This is a genomic window from Streptomyces palmae (genome assembly GCF_004684805.1).
GTDB classification, from domain to species: Bacteria; Actinomycetota; Actinomycetes; order Streptomycetales; family Streptomycetaceae; genus Streptomyces; species Streptomyces palmae.
In genome coordinates this window covers 1-21400 of record NZ_SRID01000046.1, presented here as the reverse complement: position 1 = coordinate 21400, position 21400 = coordinate 1, and the positions used below count along the sequence as shown (strand labels likewise).

The following is a 21400-nucleotide window of genomic DNA, read 5'->3' as shown; positions in this document are numbered from 1 at the left end:
TACCCGCCCCAAGCCGCCCAAGGAGAGCAGACACCCATGCCGCGACCGACAGACCGCAAGGCCGGGACGGTGGCCGACCCGGCCCACCTCGCCGACCGGGCCGCCATCCACGACCTGATCGCCGCCTACAGCCTCGCCTACGACTGCGGCGACTACGCGACGCTCGGTGACCTGTTCACCGAGGACGCGCGGTACGCCTTCACCCCGGCCCCGGACTCCTTCCCCCCGTATGTCGCCGGCCGCGAGAACATCGTGGCCGCGATGTCCGCGCTGCGCGGCCACCACCTGGAGACCCGCAAGGCCCATCAGCGCCACTTCACCACCAACACCTTCATCATCCGGCTGGGCAAGGACACGGCCGAGGTGCGGTCGCTGATGTGCGTCGGCTTCGCGCTCGTCGACGGCGGACAGGAGTTCAGCCGCAGCGGGGTCTACGCCGATGTGCTGGCGAAGGAGGGCGACCGCTGGCGGATCGCCGACCGGCATCTGTGGCTGCGGGAACTTCCCCCGCTGTACGGCGTTCTGGACACGGACCGGCAGCCCGCCCCCGACCCGACCACCCCAGGAAGGCCGATGTGATCCCGGTACTCGACCTCTTCCAGATCTCGTCCGGCCCCGACGCGGAACGCGAACTCGGCCGGCTGGCCCGCAGGCACCCGGTGATCCGCACCCGCCAGACCGGCGGCACCGAGGCGTGGACCGTACTCAGCGCGCCGCTGGTCCGGCAGCTGCTGGCCGACTCCCGGGTCTCCAACGAACTCCATCCGCACGCCCCGCACGCCGCCCAGTCCCCGGACGGCCGCACCGTCCTGTTCGAGCAGGACGGCTCGGAGCACGCCCGCTACCGCAAACTGGTGGGCGCCGCCTTCAACTCGCGTGCCGTACGGCGACTGGAGGCACGCGTCGTCGACATCGCCCGCCGACTGCTGGACCGGCTCGGCGACGCGGGCACGGCCGACTTCCTCGAGGAGTTCGCCAACCCCCTGCCGCTGGAGGTGATCTGCGAACTGCTGGGTGTCCCGGTCGCCGACCGGGCGGTGTTCAAGGACCGGGTGGAGAACGTGGACTCCCCCCACAGCGCGGTACGCCAGGCCGCCCTCGACGCCTTCCTCGCCTACTGCGGGAGCCTGGTCGAGGCCAAGCGCGGGGAACCGACGGAGGACCTGCTCAGCGAACTGGTGACGGCCACCTTCGAGGACGGCACCGCGCTGACCGACCTCGAACTCGTCGGCTTCTGCTCGGTGCTCCTCTTCGCGGGCCATGTCACCACCGCGTACGCGATCTCCAGCACCCTGGTGGAGCTGATCACCCACGAGGACCAGCTGGCGGCGCTGCGCGCCGATCCCGCCAAGCTCGCCGCCGCCGCGGCCGAGGAGGGCCTGCGCTACCGCGGTTCGCTGCTGGCCACCACCAACCGGGTGGCGCTGTGCGACATCGAGGTCGGCGGCGTGCGCATCCGCCGCGGCGAGCTGGTGCGGTTCCTGCTGTCCGCCGCCAACTGGGACCCGGCGGTACGCGCCGCCCCGGACACCTTCGACATCGACCGGGCCACCCCGGCCCACCTCGCCTTCGGCCACGGCCCGCACTTCTGCCTCGGCCAGCGCCTGGCCCGCCAGGAGATCACGGTCGCCCTGTCCGAGATCGCGACCCGCTTCACCACCCTGGAACTCGCCGTCCCCCGCGAGGAACTCCGCTGGCGTACCTCGGACTCCCTCCGCGGTCTGACGGGTCTGCCCCTGCGCTACGGCCGCTGAACGAGCGACTCACGGCGTCGACGAGGGTGTCGCGTGGGCGGGGCCGGTGATCCGGGCCCCGCCCACGGCCGTCCGCCGCCGGGGCAGCGCCCGGTGGACGACGGCGCGGTGAATCCCGGTTGCCCGAGGCCCGGACGTACGGCGATGATCCTGCGCATGACCGACACCGCGCCTGCCGGTTCCCGACTGCGTCCGTACCCCAAGATCCCCGCGAGACCACGGCACTCCGGCTCCGGAGTCCGAGAGTGGATCGCGGTGGAGAAGGTGCACGGGGCGCACTTCGCGGTGGTCTGCGACCACGCCGGGGTCCATCCGGCCAAACGGCGCGAACTGCTGGGCGAGGAGATGCTGGACGGCTTCTTCGGGGTGAGCGGGATCTGGCCCGAACTGTCGGTGGCGGCGGCCCGTCTGGCCTCGGCGCTGCGCACCGAATGGGGCGGAAGCGCGGTGGTGACGGTGTACGGCGAGCTGGCCGGCGGACGCTACCCGCACCCGGACGTTCCCCCGGTCGCGGGAGCCGAGCCGGTGCAGACCGGGGTGTGGTACGCGCCGGGCCTGCGGTGGCTGCTGTTCGACGCCTCGGTCGAGACGGCCGAGGACCGCTGGTGGATCTCGGACCGCGCGCTGCGCGCGGCCTCGGCAACCGCCGGGCTGGTGTGCGCTCCCGCGCTCGGACGCGGCGCGCGGCACGCGCTCCAGGAGCTGCCCTGCGCCTTCCCCACCAGGGTCCCGGCCCTCTTCGGGCTTCCCGAACTGGAAGACAACCTGGCCGAGGGGTACGTCCTCAAACCGGCCGGCCCCTGGCGCGAGGCTCCCACGGGTACCGACGCGCGTCCGGTGGTGAAGGTCAAGCAGAAGGCCTTCGCCGAGGACGAGCGGTACGACGGCGCACGCCCCCATCCGGTGCCGCCGCGGGGCGCGGCCGGGCTTCCCGCCTGGCTCCTGGTCCAGGCGGCCGCACTGCTGACCCCGGCCCGCGCGGCTGCCGCGGTGAGCAAGCTCGGCCCCCGCACTCCGGTGGACACCGTCGCGGAGGAGATCGTCCGTGACGTCGCAGAGGAACTCGCCGAGGGCCTGGGAGGACTGGACGAGGGGCTCACGGCGGCCTTGCGGCGAGCGCTCGGGCCGGGGGCCCGCTCCCTGGCGGCGTTCGACGCCGAGGACCGCCGCCCGTCCCGCACCACCCGCCCGGGCAAACGGGACGGAAGGTGACGCGGCGGGCAGTGCGTGGCCAGCGAGGAGCGGGTCTCGCTCGCGAGCCCGCCGGAGAAAATGGAAGGCGGGTGCCAACGAGCCGTTGGCAGGATGTCCACGCTCAACATTCCATGGGAAAGGACTCGATGACCGTGGCTCGTGCCATCACTCTGATCCGCTCCGCCTCCCTGTCCGATGTCGCCGAGTACGCCTACGCGGCCACGGCGCCCGCCGACTCCCGCCTGATCTTCCTCGCCGGGGCGTGTCCCCTGAACGACGACGGCTCAACGGCAGCGATCGGGGACTACGCGGGTCAGGCGCTGAAAGCCGTCGAGAACATGCGGGCTGCTCTCGCTGACGCCGGCGCGTCACTCCAGGACGTCATCAGCACCAGGGTTCTCGTCGCCTCGACCCGGCGGGAGGACCTGGTGTCCGCATGGAAGGTGGTCCGGGACTCGTTCGCCGACCATGACGTCCCCAGCACTTTGATGGGCGTCACTGTCCTCGGCTATGAGGACCAGCTCGTCGAGATCGAGGCCGTCGCCGCCGTGCTCGACTCCTGAGGTCCGTTGGCACAACGCGGCGGCCGAGCGCGGCCCGGACCCGGAAGCGCCTGGCGGCACCGCGCGTATGGGCCTGTTGGCCGGCATGATCACCCCGAGGTGACGGCACCGCGGAAGTCGGGCCGGAGCCGGTGCTCCCCTGCGAAGCCAGTGCGTCCCCACGCCGATCGCCCCCGAGACCGAAGGGAGAGGGTTCGCCCTCGCCCGGTGGGTGATCGTCGGGTCGGTACAGTTCGGCCCGGGCGGGTGGCACGAGGTCCCCCGAAGACCGGGGGAGCGGGTGCGCGATGGACGTACTGGCCGGGCGGGACCATGAACGTGCCGCGGTGGCGGAGCTGCTGACCGGGGTGCGTTCGGGCACCGGGCGGGCGCTGGTGGTGCGCGGTGACGCGGGGGTCGGCAAGTCCGCGCTGCTGCGGCACGCCGCCGACCGGGCGGCACCCGTCCGCGTCCTGCGGGCCACCGGGGCCGAGCCCGAGACCGGGCTGGCGTTCGCGGCCCTGCACCAGCTGCTGCGCCCGGTGGCGGCGCTCACCGAGGCCCTGCCCGACGGGCAGCGTGACGCGGTACGGGCCGCGCTGGGCCTGCCCGCCCCGGCCGGGGCACCGGACCGGTTCCTGGTGTCCGCCGGGGTGCTGTCGCTGCTGACCGAGGCCGCCGAGCCGCGGGGACTCCTCTGCGTCCTGGACGACTTCCACTGGATGGACCGCGCCTCCGCCGACGCCCTGCTCTTCGCCGCCCGGCGCCTGGACACCGAGGGCGTGGGGCTGCTCATCGGCACCCGCGACACCCCCGAGGCCCGGCATCTGCTGCGCGAGCTGCCCGAGGTACGCCCGGGCGGGCTGGGCGCGGCGGACGCCACCGCCGCGCTGGTCGGCTGGACCGGGGTTCAGCCGGCACCCCAGGCGGTCGAGCGGCTCACCGCCGCCACCGGTGGCAACCCGCTGGCCATGCGGGAGACCGCCGAACTCCTGACGGCCGAGCAGTTGACCGGCCGCGAGCCGCTGCCCGAGCCGCTGCCGATCGGCGATGGGGTGCACACCGTCTACGGAGCGCAGATCGCCCGACTGCCCGCCGACACCCGCCGGCTGCTGCTGGTCGCCGCGCTGGAGGGACGGGGCGATCCGCACCTGGTGCTCGGTGCGGCGGCCCGGCTGGGCGTGGCGCCGCGGGCCCTGGACGCCGCGGAGGCGGCCGGGCTCGTGTCGGCCGGCACCGAGATCGCCTTCCGGCATCCGCTGATCCGCTCGGCCGTCCCGGCCACGGCGAGCCCGGCCGACCGCCGGGCCGTCCACCAGGCGCTGGCCGCGCTGCTGGACGAGGCGGGCGACGCGGACCGGCGCGCCCGGCACCGTGCCGCCGCTGCCCTCGGCCCGGACGAGGAGGTCGCCGCCGACCTGGCAGCCGCCGCCCAACGGGCCCGGGACCGGGGCGGATACGCGGACGCGGCCGACACCCTGTCCCTCGCCGCCCGGTTGACGCCCGAGCGCGGACCGCGCGCCCGCCGACTGGCCGACGCGGCCGCCGCGGCCTGGCTCGGCGGACGCCCCGGCCAGGCCAGAACCGCCCTGGCCGCCGCGGAGGAGATCGCCGAGGATCCCGCGGTACGGACCGAACTCGCCCGGCTGCGCGGCCGTTTCGAACTGACCGCGGGCGACGCGGCCCAGGCCCTGCGGATCTTCCACACGGCGGCGGAGCAGGCGGCGGAACAGGCGGTGCGGTCCGCGGAGCCCCGACGGGCGGGCGGTGCGGTCGACGCGGCCGAGGGCGCGCCTGCCACCGGGGCCGCCGCGGCACGGCGGGCCGTCGAACTCCTGGCCGACGCGGCCGAGGCGGCCTCCGCCGTGGGCGACGCGGACGCGGGCATCCGGATCGGCCGGCTGGCCGGGGCGCTGCCCGGGCCGTGGGACCGGGCGACCGCCTTCCTGCGGGACGTACTGGCCGGTTGCGGTGCGCTGCAGGAAGGGGACGCCGAGCAGGGCGTGCCGCTGCTGCGGCGGGCGCTGTCCGGGGTGCGGGCGGACGAGGACGACGCGGCCACCCTGCTGTGGGCGGCGGCCGGCGCCAGCCTGCTCGGCGAGGGGGACGCCGCCGCCGGCTACGGGGCGCGGGCCGGGACGGTCGCCCGGGTCTCCGGGATGACCGGCACCCTCCCCGTCGTCCTGGAGAACACCGCCACCGCCGAGCGGATGAACAGCCGGTTCGCCCTGAGCGCCGCGCTGTCCACCGAGGGACTCGCCCTGGCCACGGCCTCCGGAGCGGACAACTCCGCCGCGGCGCACCTGGCCAACCTGGCCGTGTGCGCCGCGGTACGCGGCCGGGAGGAGGAGTGCCGGGAGTACGCGCGGCGGGCGCTGGCCATCGCGATCCCGCACCGGTTGGGGCTGCGGGCCGGTGTGGCCGGCTATGCGCTCGGCATCCTCGACCTGGCCGGCGGACGGTACCCGCGGGCGCACGAGCGGTTCACCGCGCTGACCGCGGCGGGCCCCGGAGCCGGGCACCCGATCGTGGTCTGGGGGTCGGCGGGGGACCGCGTCGAGGCGGCGATGGCCGCGGGGGACGAGGCCGCCGCCCGGGAGGCCGTTGCCTTCCTGGAGCGCTGGTCGGCCCATGCGAACTCGCCCCGGCCGGGGGCGCTGCTGGCCCGCTGCCGGGCCCTGGTCGCCGACGACGACAGCGCCGTGCCGCTGTACCAGGAGGCACTGCGGCTGCTCGCCGCGGACCCGGGCGCCGGCTACGACCGGGCTCGTACCGGGCTGCTGCTGGGCGAACGGCTGCGCCGCGACCGCCGGGTCGCCGAGGCCCGCCGGTATCTGCGGGAGGCGGCGGAGGCGTTCCGGCAGCTGGGTGCCGAGCCGTGGGAGCGGCGGGCCCGGGGAGAGCTGCGGGCCGCTGGGGAGACCGCCGAGGAGCAGGCGCCGACGGCCCTGGCCGCCCTCACCGCACAGGAGTTGCGGATCGCCCGGCTGGTGGCCGAGGGCGCCTCCAACCGCGAGGTCGCGGCCCGGCTGTTCCTCAGCCCCCGCACCGTCGAGTACCACCTGTACAAGGTCTATCCCAAGCTCGGCATCGCCTCCCGCACCGAGCTGGCCCGCCTGCTCGCCGAACCGGCCGCCTAGGCCCTATCCGGCCGATCATTGCTGGGCTCGCGTGCCCTGGCACGCACTCCCCCAGCTACCTCCCCCAGCTACCGCTGGGGGTGCCCCCAGGGGTGCCCCCATGCGGCGTTGTCGTCAGTCTCCCCCGAGCTCTCGGCTTCGCTCGAGCAGGGAGGGACCCCCATCGCTCCGCAGTGGCTCCCTCCTCCGCCTTGCATCTGCACGCACCAGACCCCGCTCCCTGATCCAGCATGGTCGACCGGACAGGACCTAGCTCCGGCCCCCCGTGCCCCACCGGGAGGCGCCCTGCCGGCCCGGTGGACCTCACCCCCTGGGTCCACCGGTGGCCGCCCCGTAGTGGTCACCAGTGGTCCTACGGATGGCCGCGGGCGCGCGCCCCGGCAGAGTTCTCCGCATCGGGGCGGCCCGGGCACGGAGCCCGCCCCGCAGCGCACGGACATCGCACCCCGGACACAGGAGAGACACGGATGACGGTAGACGGACAGCTGGTACGGGTCGGCGACATCGAGCTGTGGACCGAGCAGTTCGGCGACCCGGCCCACCCGCCGGTACTGCTGATCGCCGGATCGATGAGCCAGTGCCTGCTGTGGCCGGACGCCCTGGTGGGCGAGCTGGCCGCGGCCGGGTACCGGGTCATCCGGTACGACCACCGCGACATGGGCCGGTCCACCACCCGCGACTTCGCCACCCACCCGTACACCTGGGCGGCGCTCAGGGACGACGCGCTGGGACTGCTGGACGCCCTGGGCATCGACCGGGCCCACCTCGTCGGCCACTCGGCCGGTGGGCTGCTCGCCCAGTGGATCGCCGCCGACCACCCGGACCGGGTGGACACGCTCACCGTGATCGGCTCCTCGCCGCTGGGCGAACGCGAGGGCCAGGTACTGGTCCGGGCGTTGATGGGAGAGGAGCAGCCGGCGGGCGCGCTGCCCGAGCCGCGGCCGGAGTTCACCGCGTTCTACCGCACGGTGATGACCTCCCCGCCGCCGTCCGGGCGCGCCGAGACGGTCGACTTCCAGATCGAGGCGGCCCGGGTGCTGAACGGCACCGCCCTGCCGTTCGACGAGGACGCCCAACGGCGATTGGAGGAGGTGCTGTTCGACCGGGCCCGCGATCCGCGCGCCACGGCCAACCACCGGCTGGCCGGAATGGCCGCGCCCGAGTTCGAACCGGTCGGCGCGCTGGAGCGGGTGCAGGCACCCACCCTGGTGATCGAGGGCAGCCATGAACCGGCCAAGCCGGGCCACGGACCGCTGATCGCCGAGGCGATCCGCGGCGCACGGCTGCTCATCGTCCCCGACATGGGGCACCTGATCGCGCCGGAGACGGTGGAGCCCCTCGCCGGGGCGCTGATCGGCCATCTGGCCTCGGTGCGGGCCGGGATGAGGTGAAACCGCCGACCGTCCCCGTGCCGCCACCGCGGCGGCCGATCCCTCGCCGACCGGAGCGGGCGTACCCCCGGTCGGCGAGGACAGGCCCGTACGCCGCCCTGTGATAGCACTGCGGGCATGAGTGACAAGCACGCCGAACGCGCCCGCTACCACCATGGTTCACTGCCCGAGGCCCTGACCGAGGTCGCCCTCGAACTGCTGGACAGGCATGGCGCGGAGAAGGTGACCATGCGGGAGGTGGCGCGCCGGGCCGGAGTGTCGCCGGGTGCGCCGTTCCGTCACTTCCCGGATCGCCAGGCGCTGATGATGGCGGTGGCAGACCGGGTGCTCGCGGACTTCGAGCGGTGGCAGCTCGCCGCGGTCGGGCAGGCCGAGGGCGGTGGTCTGCGCGCGCTCGGCCTGGGCTTCGTCCGCTATGCCGTCCGCCACCCGCGCCGTTTCGAGCTGGTCAGGTCGCGGGTGTTCACGGCCACCCAGCCGCCCGAACTGCGCCGGCGGCTCTCCGGGATCGAGCAGGGGCTCACCGATGTCATCCTGGCCGACCAGGAGGCCGGCCGGGTCCGCCCCGGCGACCCCGCACTGGTGGGGCTGGCCGCACAGGCCCTGGTCTACGGCCTGTCCCAGATGATCGTGGACGGCTATCTGCCCGCGGAGAACGCGGAGCGGCTGGCCGAACAGGTCCTGGACACCATCGGCCCCAGCATCACCAACCGCGCCTGAACATCCGGCACTTGGTGTGGGGCGGGGCCCGCCGAAACCTTGACCACCTCCTCGCCCACTGATGTAATCACTGCTTACATGAGTGAGGAGGCGACTCCGTGCGCAGACCACGCATCCCGCGTTTCCCCGAGCCCGCGGCCACCGGCGCCGTCACCATCCGCACCACCCCCGCCGACGCCTACCGGGTCATCGGCGACCCGCCCGCGATGGCCCGGCTCGCCGAGGAGGCCCACCGCGCCCGCTGGCTGTACGGCGCCACCTCCGCTCGTGTGGGTGCGCGTTTCCGCGGCTACAACCGCAACGGGATCCGCCGCTGGGTCACCACCTGCCGCATCACCGATGCCGACCCGGGGCGACGCTTCGCCTACGAGGTGACCGCGTCGCCCCTGCGCATCCCCATCGCCCGCTGGTGCTACGAGATCAAACCCGCCGCCGAGGGCTGCACCGTCACCGAGACCAGCTGGCTGCGGGCGCCCCTCTGGTTCATCCCCTTCGCGATGCTGATCACCGGCATCATCGATCGCCCCGGGGCCAACAGCGCCCATATCGCCACCACGCTCCAGCGCCTCAAGCGGCACCTGGAAGGGGCTCCGAGCCCGCACACAGACGCCCGTCACGGGTGATCGGGAGACAGTGATGTTCGCCAAGCCACGTCCCGGCTACACCACCGCGGCCACCGAGGGCGACGCGGTGGTCCTGCTGATCGGTATGCGCATCAACCACTTCTGGGCGGTCCACCAGTGGCCGCAGGTGATGCTCGCCATGTTCCGCATGCTCCGCGAACTGGCCAAGGACCCCAGCCGCGGCCTGCTCAACCGGGTGCTGCTGACCGCCTCGCCCCGCACCTACTACGTGGTCCAGTACTGGGAGTCCAAGGAGAAGCTGTACGCCTACGCCTCCGCGCCGGACGCGTTCCACCACAAGGTGTGGGGCATCGCCAACCGCAAGGTGCGCGCCGGCAAGACCCGCGGGCACGTGGGGCTCTGGCACGAGACGTACATCGTGCCGGAGGGCTCGCACGAGTCGATCTACTTCGACATGCCGCCCTCCGGGCTGGCGAAGGCCATCGGGGTCCTGCCGGTGGAGAGCCGCGGCCGGCACGCGGCGGACCGGCTCGCCCACCGCACGCCGGCGACCGCCGCGGGCGACACGCGGCCGACCGGCGAGACCCTGACCTGACGTCGCGGACCCGGCCCGTGCCGCCCGCACCCGGCGCCCTTCACCCGCTGGGTGAGCCGTGGTGAGGACCGGCGGCGCGGCGCCGGCCACCGGCACCAGGGGAGCCCGGCGGTGTACGGGCTCCCGCGTCTCCACCCGGAGGGCGCCTCGGCCGAAGGGGCGCGGACTACTGCCCCACCCGGCCGTCGACGCATTCGCGCAGCAGGTCGGCGTGGCCGCAGTGGCGGGCGTACTCCTCCACGCGGTGAACCCACAGCGCCCGCACGGAGTCGCCGTCCTTGCCCACCCGCGCGCCCGGATCCGGGTAGGCGTCCAAGGCCGCGTCGGTCGCCTCCTGCTCGCGGGCCAGATCGGCGAACGCGCCGTCCACCAGCGCCTGCTCCGCGAGGGCTCCGTCGAAGTCGGCATCGCGCGCCCCGTACAGCTTCGGCGCCGGGTCCCCGGGGACGATCCAGTTGCGCCAGTCCCGCTCCACCTCGGCGAGATGGCGGACCAGGCCCAGCAAGGACATCGTCGACGGCGGCACCGACCGGCGCGCCATCTGCTCGGGATCCAGGCCCTCGCACTTCATCCGCAGGGTCAGCCGGTAGTCGCGCAGGAACTCCCGCAGCGTCGCCAACTCACCGTCCGGGCCGACCCCGTCCTTGTTGCGGGGGTCCTTGTCGGGGTCCGCCCACATATCGGGGTAGACGCTGGCCTGGGTCCATCGCTCGGGTATGTCGCTCATCAGGCGGATGATGCTCTGCGGCGGTGGGAGGGGCAAGCGATTATCTCGCGGTGCTCACCAGGCGTGGGTGGGTGCCGCGAGGTGTTGGCAGGTGTGGCAGGCGTTCCAGGTGTGCCAGACGGCGCCGGCGGGGTGCGGGCGGGCGTCGCATACGAAGCGCTCCCCGCCCTTGGGTCCCGCCCGTCTCCCGCCACCACCCTCAGTCGAAGCGCCACGCGCCTTCGGATCCCCGCCCGTCTTCCGTCACCACCTCCTTACCGAGCGCTCCGCGCCCTACGATGCTGGGGCCACGTACCGCCAACCGCGTAGCAGACGAGGGGCGACCCGATGATCTCCGAGTCCATCCCGCCCGAGGTCCGCGAGGTGTACGGACCCGCCGACCTCAGCTCGGTCCCGGCCTTCGCCGGCGGCTTCATCAACTTCGGTTACTGGGACGGCATCGACCTGGACCGGCCGCTGACCGTGGCGGACCGCGTCCGCAGCCAGCGGCAGATGTACCGGCAGGTGTTCGAGGCACTCACCCCGCCCGGGGCGGGCGGTGCCGGGCCGGCCGGCCGCGTACTGGAGGTCGGCTGCGGACTGGGGCTGGGCTGCGCCCTGGCCGTCGAGGAGTCCGGCTTCGCCGAGGTCACCGGCATGGACATCCATCCGCAGCAGTTGGAGCGAGCCGCTCGGGAGAACCGAGGGCTGCTGGCCGACCGCCCCGCCCGGCTCTCCTTCCGGCAGGGCGCGGCCGAGCGCATGCCGTTCGAGGACGGTCGTTTCGACGCCCTCTACAGTGTCGAGGCCGCCCAGCACTTCCGCGACCTGAGCGCCTTCGCCCGCGAGACCGCCCGGGTGCTGCGCCCCGGGGGCCGGGTGGTCGTCGCCGGGTTCTTCCCACCGCGGGACGCCCCGGACACCCCCGACCGGCTCGCCGGGATGCTGGACAGCTTCGCCAGCGGTCTCGATCTGGCCCACCCGCTCGACGCGCTGACCGGTGCGCTCGGCGACGCCGGACTGGAGTCGGTGCGTGCCGAGTCCATCGGGCCGCGGGTGTGGCCCGGCTGGGACCGCTGGCTGGTCACCGTGGGTTACGCCGACGCCTGGTCGCGGCACTTCCTCACCGCCTACCGGGAGGGGTTGCTCGACTACTACCGGGTCACCGCCGCGGCGCCCTCGGCCCCGCCGCCGCACGGAGCCTGAGACCGCGGAGCGGCCGCCGTTCACCCGCCCGGCGGAAGCCGTCGCCGCCCGCCGGCGACGTCCCCCCGGGCCGCCGCCGGCCCGGGGGGACGAACCGGCCGTGTGCCGCTCGGGCGGGTCCCGAGCGGCGCCATGGGCCCGGCCGAGCCTGTGCGTCGCCCGGCCCGTCGGTCTCCGGCCCCGGCTGCCGCTCACCCGCGGCCCCGTCGGCGGGGTGATCCACTCGCCGGCGCGATGGCCCCGTCCGCCCGGGTGGCAGAGAATGGCGATGTGGTCGATGGATTCGGCCGATTCCGGGGCCTATCGGCCAGGTCACTGATCGGGAGACGTCCACGGAGCGTTGCCGCGCAGGTTTTCGTCCTGCAGGTAGCGGTCGTAGTGCTGCTCGTAGCCGGTGCGGTGCTGGCCCTGCTGCTCCAGTCCCGGCACGAGGTCGACGCCGACGCCCGGAAACGCACCGCCGCCGTCGCCCAGACCTACGCGCACTCCCCGGGGATCCGGGCCGCCCTCGCCGCGCCGAACCCCTCCCGGATCCTGCAGCCGTCCGCCGAGCAGGCGCGGGTGAAGGCCGGGATGGACTTCATCGTGGTCACGGACACCCACGGGATCCGCTACACCCATCCAGAGCCCGGGGAGATCGGCAAGAAGTTCGTGGGCACCATCGGCCCCTCGCTGGCCGGCCACGCCCACACCGAGAGCGTGCAGGGTCCCCTGGGCAAGGAGACCCAGACCATCGTCCCGGTCACCGACAGCCGTGGGAAGGTGGTCGGCCTGGTCGCCGCCGGGCTGAAGGTCACCAACGCCTCGCACCCCTTCAACCGTCAACTGCCGATCATCCTGGGCACCGGAGCCGCCGCGCTCGCCTTGGCCATGACCGGCACCGGGCTGGTGGCCAGCCGGCTCAACCGGCAGACGCGCGGTCTGGGACCGGCCGAGATGACCCGGATGTACGAGCACCACGACGCGGTGCTGCACGCCGTGCGCGAGGGCGTGCTGATCGTCGACGGGGACGGCACGCTGCTGCTGGCGAACGACGAGGCCCGGCGCCTGCTGGAGCTGCCCCCGAACGCGGAGGGCCGGCGCATCCGCGAGCTGCCGGGGCTGGCGCCCGAGGTGGCGGAACTGGTCGCCACGGGCCGTACCGCCAACGACGAACTGCTGCCCGCCGGCGACCGGCTGCTCGCCGTCAACCAGCGCCCCACCGACCCGCACGGTGACGCCATGGGCACCGTCGTCACCCTCCGCGACTCCACCGAGCTGCGCGCCCTGACCGGGCGGATGGAGGCGACCAGCACCCGCCTCGATCTGCTGTACGACGCGGGGGTACGCATCGGCTCCAGCCTGGACGTGGTCCGCACCGCTCAGGAACTGGCCGAGGTCGCCGTCCCGCGGTTCGCCGACTTCGTCACGGTCGACCTGGCCGAGCCGGTACTGCGCGGTGACGAGCCGGCCGGCGTCGGGGCGCGGATGCGGCGCAGCGCCGCCGGCGGAATCCGGGACGACACACCGCTCTACACGGTCGGCACACTGATCGACTTCGCACCGACCACGCCGCAGGCGCGCGGATTCGGCAGCGGCCGGCCGGAGCTGGTCCCCGACCTGGCAGCCGCCCACGGATGGCGGGCCCATGACGAGGAACTCACCCGCCGCATCCTCGACTCCGGCGTCCACTCCCTGATCAGCGCCCCGATCAAGGCGCGCGGCACCGTCCTGGGCGTGGCCAACTTCTGGCGCGCGGACCGAGCGGAGCCCTTCGACCAGGAGGACCTCTCCCTCGCCGAGGAGCTGGTCGCCCGCGCCGCCGTGAGCATCGACAACGCACGCCGCTTCACCCGCGAGCGGGCCGTGGCGGCCACCCTGCAACGCAGGCTGCTCCCCCGCGCGCTGCCCGAGCAGATCGCCCTGGAGGTCGCCTACCGCTACCTGCCCGCCCAGTCCGGGGTGAGCGGCGACTGGTTCGACGTCATCCCGCTCTCGGGCAGCAGGGTGGCGCTGGTCGTCGGCGATGTGGTCGGCCACGGCCTGCACGCGGCGGCCACCATGGGGCGGCTGCGCACCGCGGTGCACAACTTCTCCACCCTCGACCTGCCCCCCGACGAGCTGCTCGGCCACCTCGACGACCTGGTCAACCGCATCGACCTGGAGGAACCGTCCGGCGAAGCGGGACCGCCGGACCCCGACGGCGCCGCGGACGGCGCGGGGATCACCGGAGCCACCTGCCTGTACGCGATCTACGATCCGGTCTCCCGACGCTGCACCATGGCCCGGGCCGGGCACCCCCCGCCCGCCCTGGTGCACCCGGACGGCACGGTGGAGTACCCCGAGCTACCGGCAGGGCCGCCGCTCGGGGTGGGCGGGATGCCGTTCGAGACCGCCGAACTGAGCCTGCCCGAGGGCAGCCGACTGGTGCTCTACACCGACGGGCTGATCGAGGACCGCACCCGGGACCTGGACGAGGGCATGGAACTGCTGCGCCAGGCGCTGGCCCGGCCCGGACTCTCGCCGGAGGACAGCTGCCGGACGGTGCTGGAGGCGCTGCTGCCCGCCCGGCCCAGGGACGACGTGGCCCTGCTCATCGCCGAGACCAGGACACTCGGCAGCGACCGGGTCGCCTCCTGGGAGGTGCCGTACGACCCCGCCGCCGTGGCCGGGATGCGGGCGAGCGTCGCCGAGCGGCTGACGGCCTGGGGCCTGGACGAGCTCGCCTTCGGCACCGAGCTGGTGCTCAGCGAGCTGCTCACCAACGCCATCCGGCACGGCTCCCCGCCGGTCGGCGTACGCCTGCTCCGGGACCGCGCGCTGATCTGCGAGGTCTCCGACGGCAGCAGCACCTCACCGCACCTGCGGTACGCGGCCACCGAGGACGAGGGCGGCCGGGGGCTGTTCCTGGTCGCCCAGATCACCGAGCGCTGGGGTACCCGGTACACCCCCCAGGGCAAGGTCATCTGGGCGGAGCAGCCGCTGCCCCCGGAGGAGCGGTGACGCACGGCAGTCGCCCGCCCGAGGTCAGTGGCCGCGCGGCGCGTACATGATGACGCCCATCCCCACCAGGCAGATCAGCGCGCCCAGAAGGTCGAAGCGGTCGGGGCGGTAACCGTCCGCGACCATGCCCCAGACGATCGACCCGGCCACGAAGATCCCGCCGTAGGCGGCCAGCACACGCCCGAAGTTCTCGTCGTTCTGCCAGGTCGCCACCACGCCGTAGCAGCCCAGGGCGATGGCGCCGGCACCGGCCCAGAGCCAGCCCCGGTGCTCCCGGAGGCCCTGCCACACCAGCCAGGCGCCGCCGATCTCGAAGAGCGCGGCACAGAGGAACAGGGCCAGGGAGCGGAGCACGGTCATGAGCGTCGACCCTACCCGCGTCGGCCGGCTCCCTTCCCACCGACCACCGGGCCCTTCCGCCCCTGGCCCGGGGGCCGCCGCCTTCGCTCTCGAACCCACCCCCCGCCCGGTGGACAGTGTCACCGAGCAGACGTTTGCCGAGCGTGTCCTCCAGGCGGAGCGACCTGACCAAGGGTCCGGAGGGACCACCCGAGGCGTCCGAGGGGTGATCGCGCCCCGCCTGGCGCCGTGTTCACCCGGGTCGGCGGCCCGCTCCGGGGAGGGGTGCGGGCAGTCTGGTCGCCAGGAGTACGCCGAGCAGGGCGGTCGCCGCCAGGGTGGTGAGGGTGGGGCCCATCGCGGAGAGCAGGGCAGTGCCGCTCCAGCGGTGGCTCCCCGAGGGCGGGTGACCGGCGGGCGAGGCAGGCGCGGTGAGGGTCAGCAGCGCCGTGGCCAGGGCGACTCCCAGGGCGGGGCCGATGTTCATGGCGGTCTGCTGGAGCCCGCCGGCCACCCCGGCGTCCCGGGTGGCGGCGCCGCGCACCACGACCGAGGTCGCGGTGGTCATCACCGCCCCGAACCCGGCCCCCACCGCCAGGAAGCCGACGCCGATGGCCGCCGGACCGGAGGACCGGTCCAGGCGGGACAGCAGCAGAATGCCGAGGGCGAGCAGGGCCATCGCCACCACGGTCGTGCGGCGTGCCCCGTACCGGCGGAGCAGCAGTGCGGAGACCGGCGCGCCCACCACCATCATCACCGCCAGCGGCAGCGCCTGGAGGCCGCAGCGCAGCGGATCGAGTACCAGGACGTCCTGGAGGAAGTAGGTGCCGACGAACAGCGCGCCGAACATCGCCGCCGAGGCGCACACCAGCACCCCGAGCGCGAAGCCCGCGGCCGGCGAGCCGAGGGCGCCGGGCGGCACCAGCGGGTGGACGGTACGCCGCTCATGGCGGAGGAACGCACCGCCGGCGGCCGCCGCCCCGAGGCAGCCCAGCGCGGTCGTCGCCGTCCAGCCGTCCTCCGGGATGGCGACCAGGGTGTGGACCAGGCACACCAGGGCCACCGCGAGCAGTCCGGCGCCCGCCAGGTCGAGCCGGGACCCGTCGGCGGCCCGTGGTGCCGGGTCCCGCAGGGCGAGGGCCAGGGCGGTGAGCAGGATCGCCGGCACCACATTGAGCAGGAAGACGGACCGCCAGCCCAGGCCGGTGACCAGCGCGCCGCCCAGGACCGGCCCGGCGGCGGCGGCCAGGCCGATGGCGCTGGTACGCAGCGCGATGGGCATGCCCAGCCGGTCGGGCGGGAAGGCGGCGCGCAGCATGCCGAGGGTGGCGGGCTGCAGCAGTGCGCCGAAGACTCCCTGGGCGATCCGCAGGCCGATCACCCAGCCGATGGCGGGCGCCAGGGCGATCCCCGCCGAGCTGGCGCCGAAGCCCAGGGCGCCGATGGCGAACACCCGCGGATGGCCGTACCGGTCGCCCAGTCGGCCTGCGAAGACCAGCAGGCTGGCCACCGCGATCAGGTAGCCGGTGCTGGTCCACTGGACCTGGGGCAGGGAGGCGTGCAGATCGTGGCGGAGTTCCGGTTGGGCGACCGTCAGCACCGTGCCGTCCAGGGCCACGATCATCGCCCCGAGGACGCTGCCGGCGAGGGTGAGGTGCTGCCGGTGCCGGGGCCTCACCGGTCCTCCGGGCCCAGATGGGCGTCGAGCGCGGCGCGCAGCAGCGGTTCGACGTCCTCGGCGCCGGTGGCCAGCCGGAGGCTGCCCCACAGCCACAGCTGTGCGATGCCGTGCAGGTTCGCCCACAGGGCCCCGGCAGCCACCGAGGGCGGCTCGGGGGAGTCCGGTCGTGCCCGGGCGACCAGCTCCGCCATCGCGCCGAAGAGCGGCAGGCTGGCGTCCCGCAGGCCGAGCCGGCCGCTTTCCAGCAGGTCGTGGCGGAACATCAGCTCGAACATGCCGCGGTTGGACTCCGCGAAGTCCAGATAGACCCGGGCCAGCGCCAGGAGCCGCGCGCGCGGGGTGGCCTCCTGGTCGCCGAACACCTGGCCGGCGCGCTCGGCCAACTGGGCGAACCCCTGGCGGGCGATGGCCGACAGCAGCTCCAGATGGGTGGGGAAGTACCGGCGCGGGGCGCCATGGGAGACGCCGGCCCGGCGCGCGATCTCCCGCAGCGTCAGGGCCTGCACCCCTTCCCGGGCCACCAGCTCCACGCCGACTTCGATCAGGCGGGCCCGCAGTCCCGCGTCCGACTCGCTCATAGACACTGTCTACCAGGGTGAGTAGACAGTGTCTACTCACCCTGGTGCCGCTGGAGCCCTCCTCGTCCCGGGCGGCAGCCGGCGGTGAACGTCAGGTGGAGGCGAGGCGCCAGAGCGAGGTGACTTCCGCGGCCCGGGCGGCGTGGAGGGGATCGGTGGTGTCCCTGGCTCGCGGGTGCCGCGGCCTGGTGTCGATCCTGTCCACCACGCGCAGGCCCGCCGCCTCGATGCCGGCCAGCAACTCGCCGCGTGTCCTCAGCCCGAGGAGTTCGGCGAGGTCGGACAGGATCAGCCAGCCCTCACCTCCCGGTTCGAGATGGGCGGTGAGTCCGGCCAGGAAGTCGCGGAGCATGCCGCTGTCCGAGTCGTAGACGCCTTGCTCCACGGCGGAGGTCGGCCGGGCCGGGATCCAGGGCGGGTTGCAGACGACGAGGTTCGCGCGCCCTTCGGGGAAGAGCCGGGGGCCGGCGATGTCGACGCGCTCCGTCAGGCCCAGTCGGCGGAGGTTGTCGCCCGCGCAGGCCAGCGCCCGCGGGCTGATGTCGGTGGCCACCACGCGGTCGATTCCCCGGTGGGCCAGGACGGCCGCGAGCACCCCCGTCCCCGTACCGAGGTCGAACGCGGTGCGGCGGCCCGGGCGGGGATCCGCCGGTGCGGGGAGCGGCGTCTGGGCGACGAGGTCGACGTACTCGCCCCTGACCGGGGAGAACACGCCGTAGTGCGGGTGAATACGAGCGCCGAGAGCCGATACCTCCACACCCTTCGCGCGCCACTGGTGCGCTCCGATCACGCCCAGCAGTTCCGTGAGCGAGACAGCCACCGGCGCGGAGGGCGGACCGTACGCCTCGATGCACGCGCGGCCCACCTCGGGGGCTCTGCGCAGATTCAGGCGGTAGTCGTCTTCCAGCAGGACAAGGAGCCTGCCCAGCACCCGGGCGCGGTGGCCGCGGTAACGACGGTGCAGATGGAAGGATTCTGACGGCTTGTCACCTCGCCGGGGAGGCTTGCGGTCGATGCGGCGGCCCATCGCCCGCAGCAGTTGACGTGCGTTGTGAAAGTCGCCCCGCCACAGCAGGGCGGTACCTTCGCAGGCCAGACGGTAGGCGGTGTCGGCCTTCAGCCGGTCGTCCGCCCTGACGACCCTGCGGGGAGGCGGGGTCGCGCTCTCGGAATGCCAGCGGGCGGAAAGGGGGGCGTGAGACTCGGTCCAGTGGATCGTGGACACCAGGTACTCCTCGTGTTCGAACGTGCGGGGCACGAAGAGCACTTCGACGAGGAGCAGGAGAAACGACCCGTGCTACAGCACGGGCGTGTTCAGGCAGGCAGGGCTACCGTTCCCGCGTCGAAGTGCGAGAGGAGAGGTCGCCGAGCACCATGCCGAATACCATGACCAGCCCTTTCGGAGAGATGCCGTAAGAGGCTCGCACAGTCCTCTCTCCGCAGGCAAACCAGTTCATGCGCCAAGGCACCCTCCCGGGACGCGCGGTAGGTGCCGTCCAGCGGCGCGCCGCACGCCGCCGGCAACTCCCGGGCCGCGGCCACCGCGCCGGAGGGGCCGGCGCGGTGACCTGGCTCATCGGCCGCTGCGGTCCAGCAGCTCGGCGAGGGTCTGCGCCGGGCGCAGCAGTCGGAAGTGGACGTTGCCCTCGGCGTCGAGGCGGGCGCCGTGCACCGCGGGCTCGGGCAGGCTGTTGTAGTGGAACGGCGTGGAGAAGTAGTACGCCCCGGTGTCCAGGAGCGCCACGATGTCGCCCGGATCCAGCCGGGGCAGCGGGTGGGCCCGGGCGAGCAGGTCTCCGGCGAAGCAGCACGGGCCCGCGATGTCCTGCGCCAGCGGTTCGCCGTCCTTGCGGGCCCCGGACGGATCGTGCGCGCTGATCCGCAGCGGCCATGCCTCGGGCGCGAACACGGTTCGGGTGGCCACCTGGGCGCCGGCGTGGGTGATCGCGATCGGCCGCCCTCCGGTGGTCTTGGTGTACTCGACATACGCGGCGGTGAAGCCGTGCTTGGCGATCAGCGAGCGGCCGAACTCGGTGGCGATCCGGTACTCACCGTCGAACAGCCTTGGGGCGTGCCTGCGCAGCGCGGCCGCGTACGTGTCGAAGCCGGGCCCGGATCCGTCACTGCCGAAGTCGACCGGAAGCCCGCCGCCGATGTCGATGCCCACCACCTGGCGACGGCCGAGCTCGCCGTTGACCCGGTCGGCGAAGGCCACCGCAGTGGCGACACCGCGCGCGATCAGCTCCAGCGGGCAGCCCTGCGAACCCACGTGCACATGCACCCAGCTGAGCCAGGGCCGCTCCCGGTACGCGCGCAGCAGCCGCTCCGCGTTGCCCTCGTCCGCCAGACCGATGCCGAACTTCGAGGTGGCGGTCGCGGTGCTCATCGCCCCGATCGAACCGCCGCCGACCTGCGGATTGACCCGTACGCCGATCCGCGAGGCGGAGGCGTGGGAGGCCAGCACGGCATCGATGCGCTCCAGCTCCTGGAAGCTGTCCGCGTTCACCGCGACACCGAGTTCCAGCGCCAGGGAGAGCTCCCCGCGGGTCTTGGCCGGGGAGTCGAAGACGATCCGCTCCGGGGGGAACCCGGCGGCCAGCGCCTGGGCCAGCTCGCCCGCGCTGGCCACCTCGCAGCCCATGCCGTGCTCCCGCAGCCAGGCCAGTACCGGCACCAGGCAGTTGGCCTTGGCCGCGAAGGTGTGCAGGGCGCTCACCGAGGCGGGGAAGGCCCGGTGCAGCTCCGCCACGTTCGCGGCGACCCCGTCCAGATCGACGAAGCCCGCCAGTACGGCTTCCTCGGGGTCGAGCAGCCGCTGCCGTACCGCCGCGCGCAGAATGCGCTCACGGCGCTCGGCCGCCTCAGAGCCGGTCATGTCCGCACCTCCCGCATCATCATCGGTGACCGCCCGGCAGATCTCCGGGCCCACTGACCACCGTGTCCGCCAGACACCACCCGCGTCTTCGTCCGGACCGCCGGGATCGGCCGGTCCGGGTCGTACCGGCGGCCAAGGCTCCGGTCCCCGGCGACCCGCGGTGGTGCCGGGCGACGAATCCGGCCCGCTTGGCTGGTGCGCGGCGACGAACGGCCTGGGTGCCGGCGGATGGCCGCGGGGTGAGCAGCAGCGGAGTCCGGATGCCCGCGGGCGCGGGCGGAGGTCCTGCTCAAGCGGCCCCTGTCCGAAAGCCCCGGCAAGCCCCGCGATGCCCTTTCAGCTACCCCCGGCCTCCAGGTCCCCATCGGCCTCACGGCTCATCAGGCGCAGCTGGAGCTGGGCCAGCAACCGGGCGTCCGGGGCGTCCAGGTCGATGCCGCACACCTCGCGCAGCCGCCGCAGCCGGTACCGGAAGGTGTTGGCGTGGACGTTCAGGGAGCGGGACGCCGCGGGAACGTCGCCGAAGTGGTCGAGGTAGGCGCGCAGGGTGGCCACCAGGGCCCCGCCGCGGTGCCGGGCGTCGTACGCGGCCAGGCGTGCCACCGGGGTGTCCGGCGGCAGGGCCAGCTCGCCCAGCGCGTCGAGGACCTGGAGCATCGCCACCGCCTCCGCCAGCTCGTCCAGCCGGGCGCTGGCGCGCGGGGAGCCGCTGAAGAGCATTGCCCGCAGCGCCAGGTCGGCCGTCCGGCGGGAATCGGGCGCCTGGTCGAGGCGGTCCCGCACCTCTCCCAGACCGATCCGCACATCACTGCCCAGCGCGGAGGACAGCTGCCGGGCCAGCGACTCGCCCAGCCGGGAGACCTGCCCCGCGGCCTGCTCCGGATCCTTCGCCAGGCCACCGGACAGCACCAGGACGTCCCGGCCCGCCGGCACGACCACCACCTGGTGGCCCTGTGCCGCGCAGTGCAGCGCGGACAGGCCCGGGAGCCGCCCGCCGGCCTCCTCGTCGCCCGGTCCGGCAAGCGCCCGGACCGCCAGGACCGCGCACCGCCCCTCCCGGGGCAAGGCGGTGCGCGCCGCCAGGACTTCGGCGGACCCCCGCCCCTCCAGCAG

18 protein-coding genes are annotated in these 21400 nt (G+C 74.1%); 11 read left to right on the top strand and 7 right to left on the bottom strand.

Annotated features, from left to right (window positions below; all coding sequences use genetic code 11):
- The first annotated feature begins 36 nt into the window (after positions 1-36).
- The 9 genes from E4099_RS07815 (at position 37) to E4099_RS07775 (ending at position 9920) form a co-directional block, all read left to right on the top strand.
- Entirely contained in the window at positions 37-579 is a 543-nt protein-coding gene (locus E4099_RS07815; RefSeq protein WP_135338216.1) for a nuclear transport factor 2 family protein, read from the top strand.
- Entirely contained in the window at positions 576-1754 is a 1179-nt protein-coding gene (locus E4099_RS07810; RefSeq protein WP_135338215.1) for a cytochrome P450, read from the top strand. Before E4099_RS07815 ends, E4099_RS07810 begins: the two co-directional genes overlap by 4 nt.
- 156 nt (positions 1755-1910) lie before the next feature.
- A complete protein-coding gene (locus E4099_RS07805) occupies positions 1911-2966 on the top strand; it encodes an RNA ligase family protein (protein ID WP_167828315.1) in 1056 nt (351 codons plus the stop codon).
- Between the two features lie 134 nt (positions 2967-3100).
- A complete protein-coding gene (locus E4099_RS07800) occupies positions 3101-3511 on the top strand; it encodes a RidA family protein (protein ID WP_135338213.1) in 411 nt (136 codons plus the stop codon).
- A gap of 287 nt (positions 3512-3798) precedes the next feature.
- Positions 3799-6630: a helix-turn-helix transcriptional regulator gene (locus E4099_RS07795; protein ID WP_135338212.1), complete on the top strand. Its 2832-nt coding sequence runs from the start codon at positions 3799-3801 to the stop codon at positions 6628-6630.
- A 467-nt stretch (positions 6631-7097) separates the two neighbouring features.
- Entirely contained in the window at positions 7098-8021 is a 924-nt protein-coding gene (locus E4099_RS07790) for an alpha/beta fold hydrolase (protein ID WP_135338211.1), read from the top strand.
- A gap of 117 nt (positions 8022-8138) precedes the next feature.
- On the top strand, positions 8139-8741 hold the full coding sequence (locus tag E4099_RS07785) for a TetR/AcrR family transcriptional regulator (protein ID WP_135338210.1): 603 nt from the start codon (positions 8139-8141) through the stop codon (positions 8739-8741).
- A gap of 98 nt (positions 8742-8839) precedes the next feature.
- Positions 8840-9364 (top strand): SRPBCC family protein, encoded by a 525-nt coding sequence (locus tag E4099_RS07780; protein WP_167828314.1) that lies wholly within the window; start codon positions 8840-8842, stop codon positions 9362-9364.
- Between the two features lie 13 nt (positions 9365-9377).
- Positions 9378-9920 (top strand): DUF4188 domain-containing protein, encoded by a 543-nt coding sequence (locus E4099_RS07775; protein ID WP_135338209.1) that lies wholly within the window; start codon positions 9378-9380, stop codon positions 9918-9920.
- 166 nt (positions 9921-10086) lie between these two features.
- Here E4099_RS07775 and E4099_RS07770 read toward each other — a convergent pair whose 3' ends face one another.
- Positions 10087-10647 carry a DinB family protein gene (locus tag E4099_RS07770; protein ID WP_135338208.1) on the bottom strand — a complete coding sequence of 187 codons (561 nt, stop codon included), beginning with the start codon at positions 10645-10647 and terminating at the stop codon, positions 10087-10089.
- A gap of 327 nt (positions 10648-10974) precedes the next feature.
- Between E4099_RS07770 and E4099_RS07765 the strand changes: the two genes are divergently transcribed.
- Both E4099_RS07765 and E4099_RS07760 read left to right on the top strand, forming a co-directional pair.
- Positions 10975-11832, top strand: a complete 858-nt coding sequence (locus tag E4099_RS07765) for a class I SAM-dependent methyltransferase (RefSeq protein ID WP_135338207.1) — start codon at positions 10975-10977, stop codon at positions 11830-11832.
- 234 nt (positions 11833-12066) lie between these two features.
- Positions 12067-14814, top strand: coding sequence for a SpoIIE family protein phosphatase (locus E4099_RS07760; protein ID WP_135338206.1), 2748 nt, complete (start codon positions 12067-12069; stop codon positions 14812-14814).
- Between the two features lie 24 nt (positions 14815-14838).
- Here E4099_RS07760 and E4099_RS07755 read toward each other — a convergent pair whose 3' ends face one another.
- From E4099_RS07755 to E4099_RS32875, 6 genes are all read right to left on the bottom strand, one after another.
- The gene (locus E4099_RS07755) at positions 14839-15174 is read right to left on the bottom strand and encodes a YnfA family protein (protein WP_135338205.1); all 336 of its coding nucleotides are present in this window, start codon (positions 15172-15174) and stop codon (positions 14839-14841) included.
- Positions 15175-15406: 232 nt separating this feature from the next.
- A complete protein-coding gene (locus E4099_RS07750) occupies positions 15407-16777 on the bottom strand; it encodes an MFS transporter (protein ID WP_135338221.1) in 1371 nt (456 codons plus the stop codon).
- A gap of 50 nt (positions 16778-16827) precedes the next feature.
- Positions 16828-17412, bottom strand: a complete 585-nt coding sequence (locus E4099_RS07745) for a TetR/AcrR family transcriptional regulator (RefSeq protein ID WP_135338204.1) — start codon at positions 17410-17412, stop codon at positions 16828-16830.
- A 91-nt stretch (positions 17413-17503) separates the two neighbouring features.
- A complete protein-coding gene (locus E4099_RS07740; protein ID WP_135338220.1) occupies positions 17504-18637 on the bottom strand; it encodes a methyltransferase in 1134 nt (377 codons plus the stop codon).
- A 348-nt stretch (positions 18638-18985) separates the two neighbouring features.
- Complete coding sequence (locus E4099_RS07735; RefSeq protein WP_135338203.1) at positions 18986-20287, bottom strand: type III PLP-dependent enzyme domain-containing protein; 1302 nt, start codon at positions 20285-20287, stop codon at positions 18986-18988.
- A 336-nt stretch (positions 20288-20623) separates the two neighbouring features.
- A partial coding sequence (locus E4099_RS32875; RefSeq protein WP_167828313.1) for a PucR family transcriptional regulator occupies positions 20624-21400 on the bottom strand: 777 nt, incomplete at its 5' end.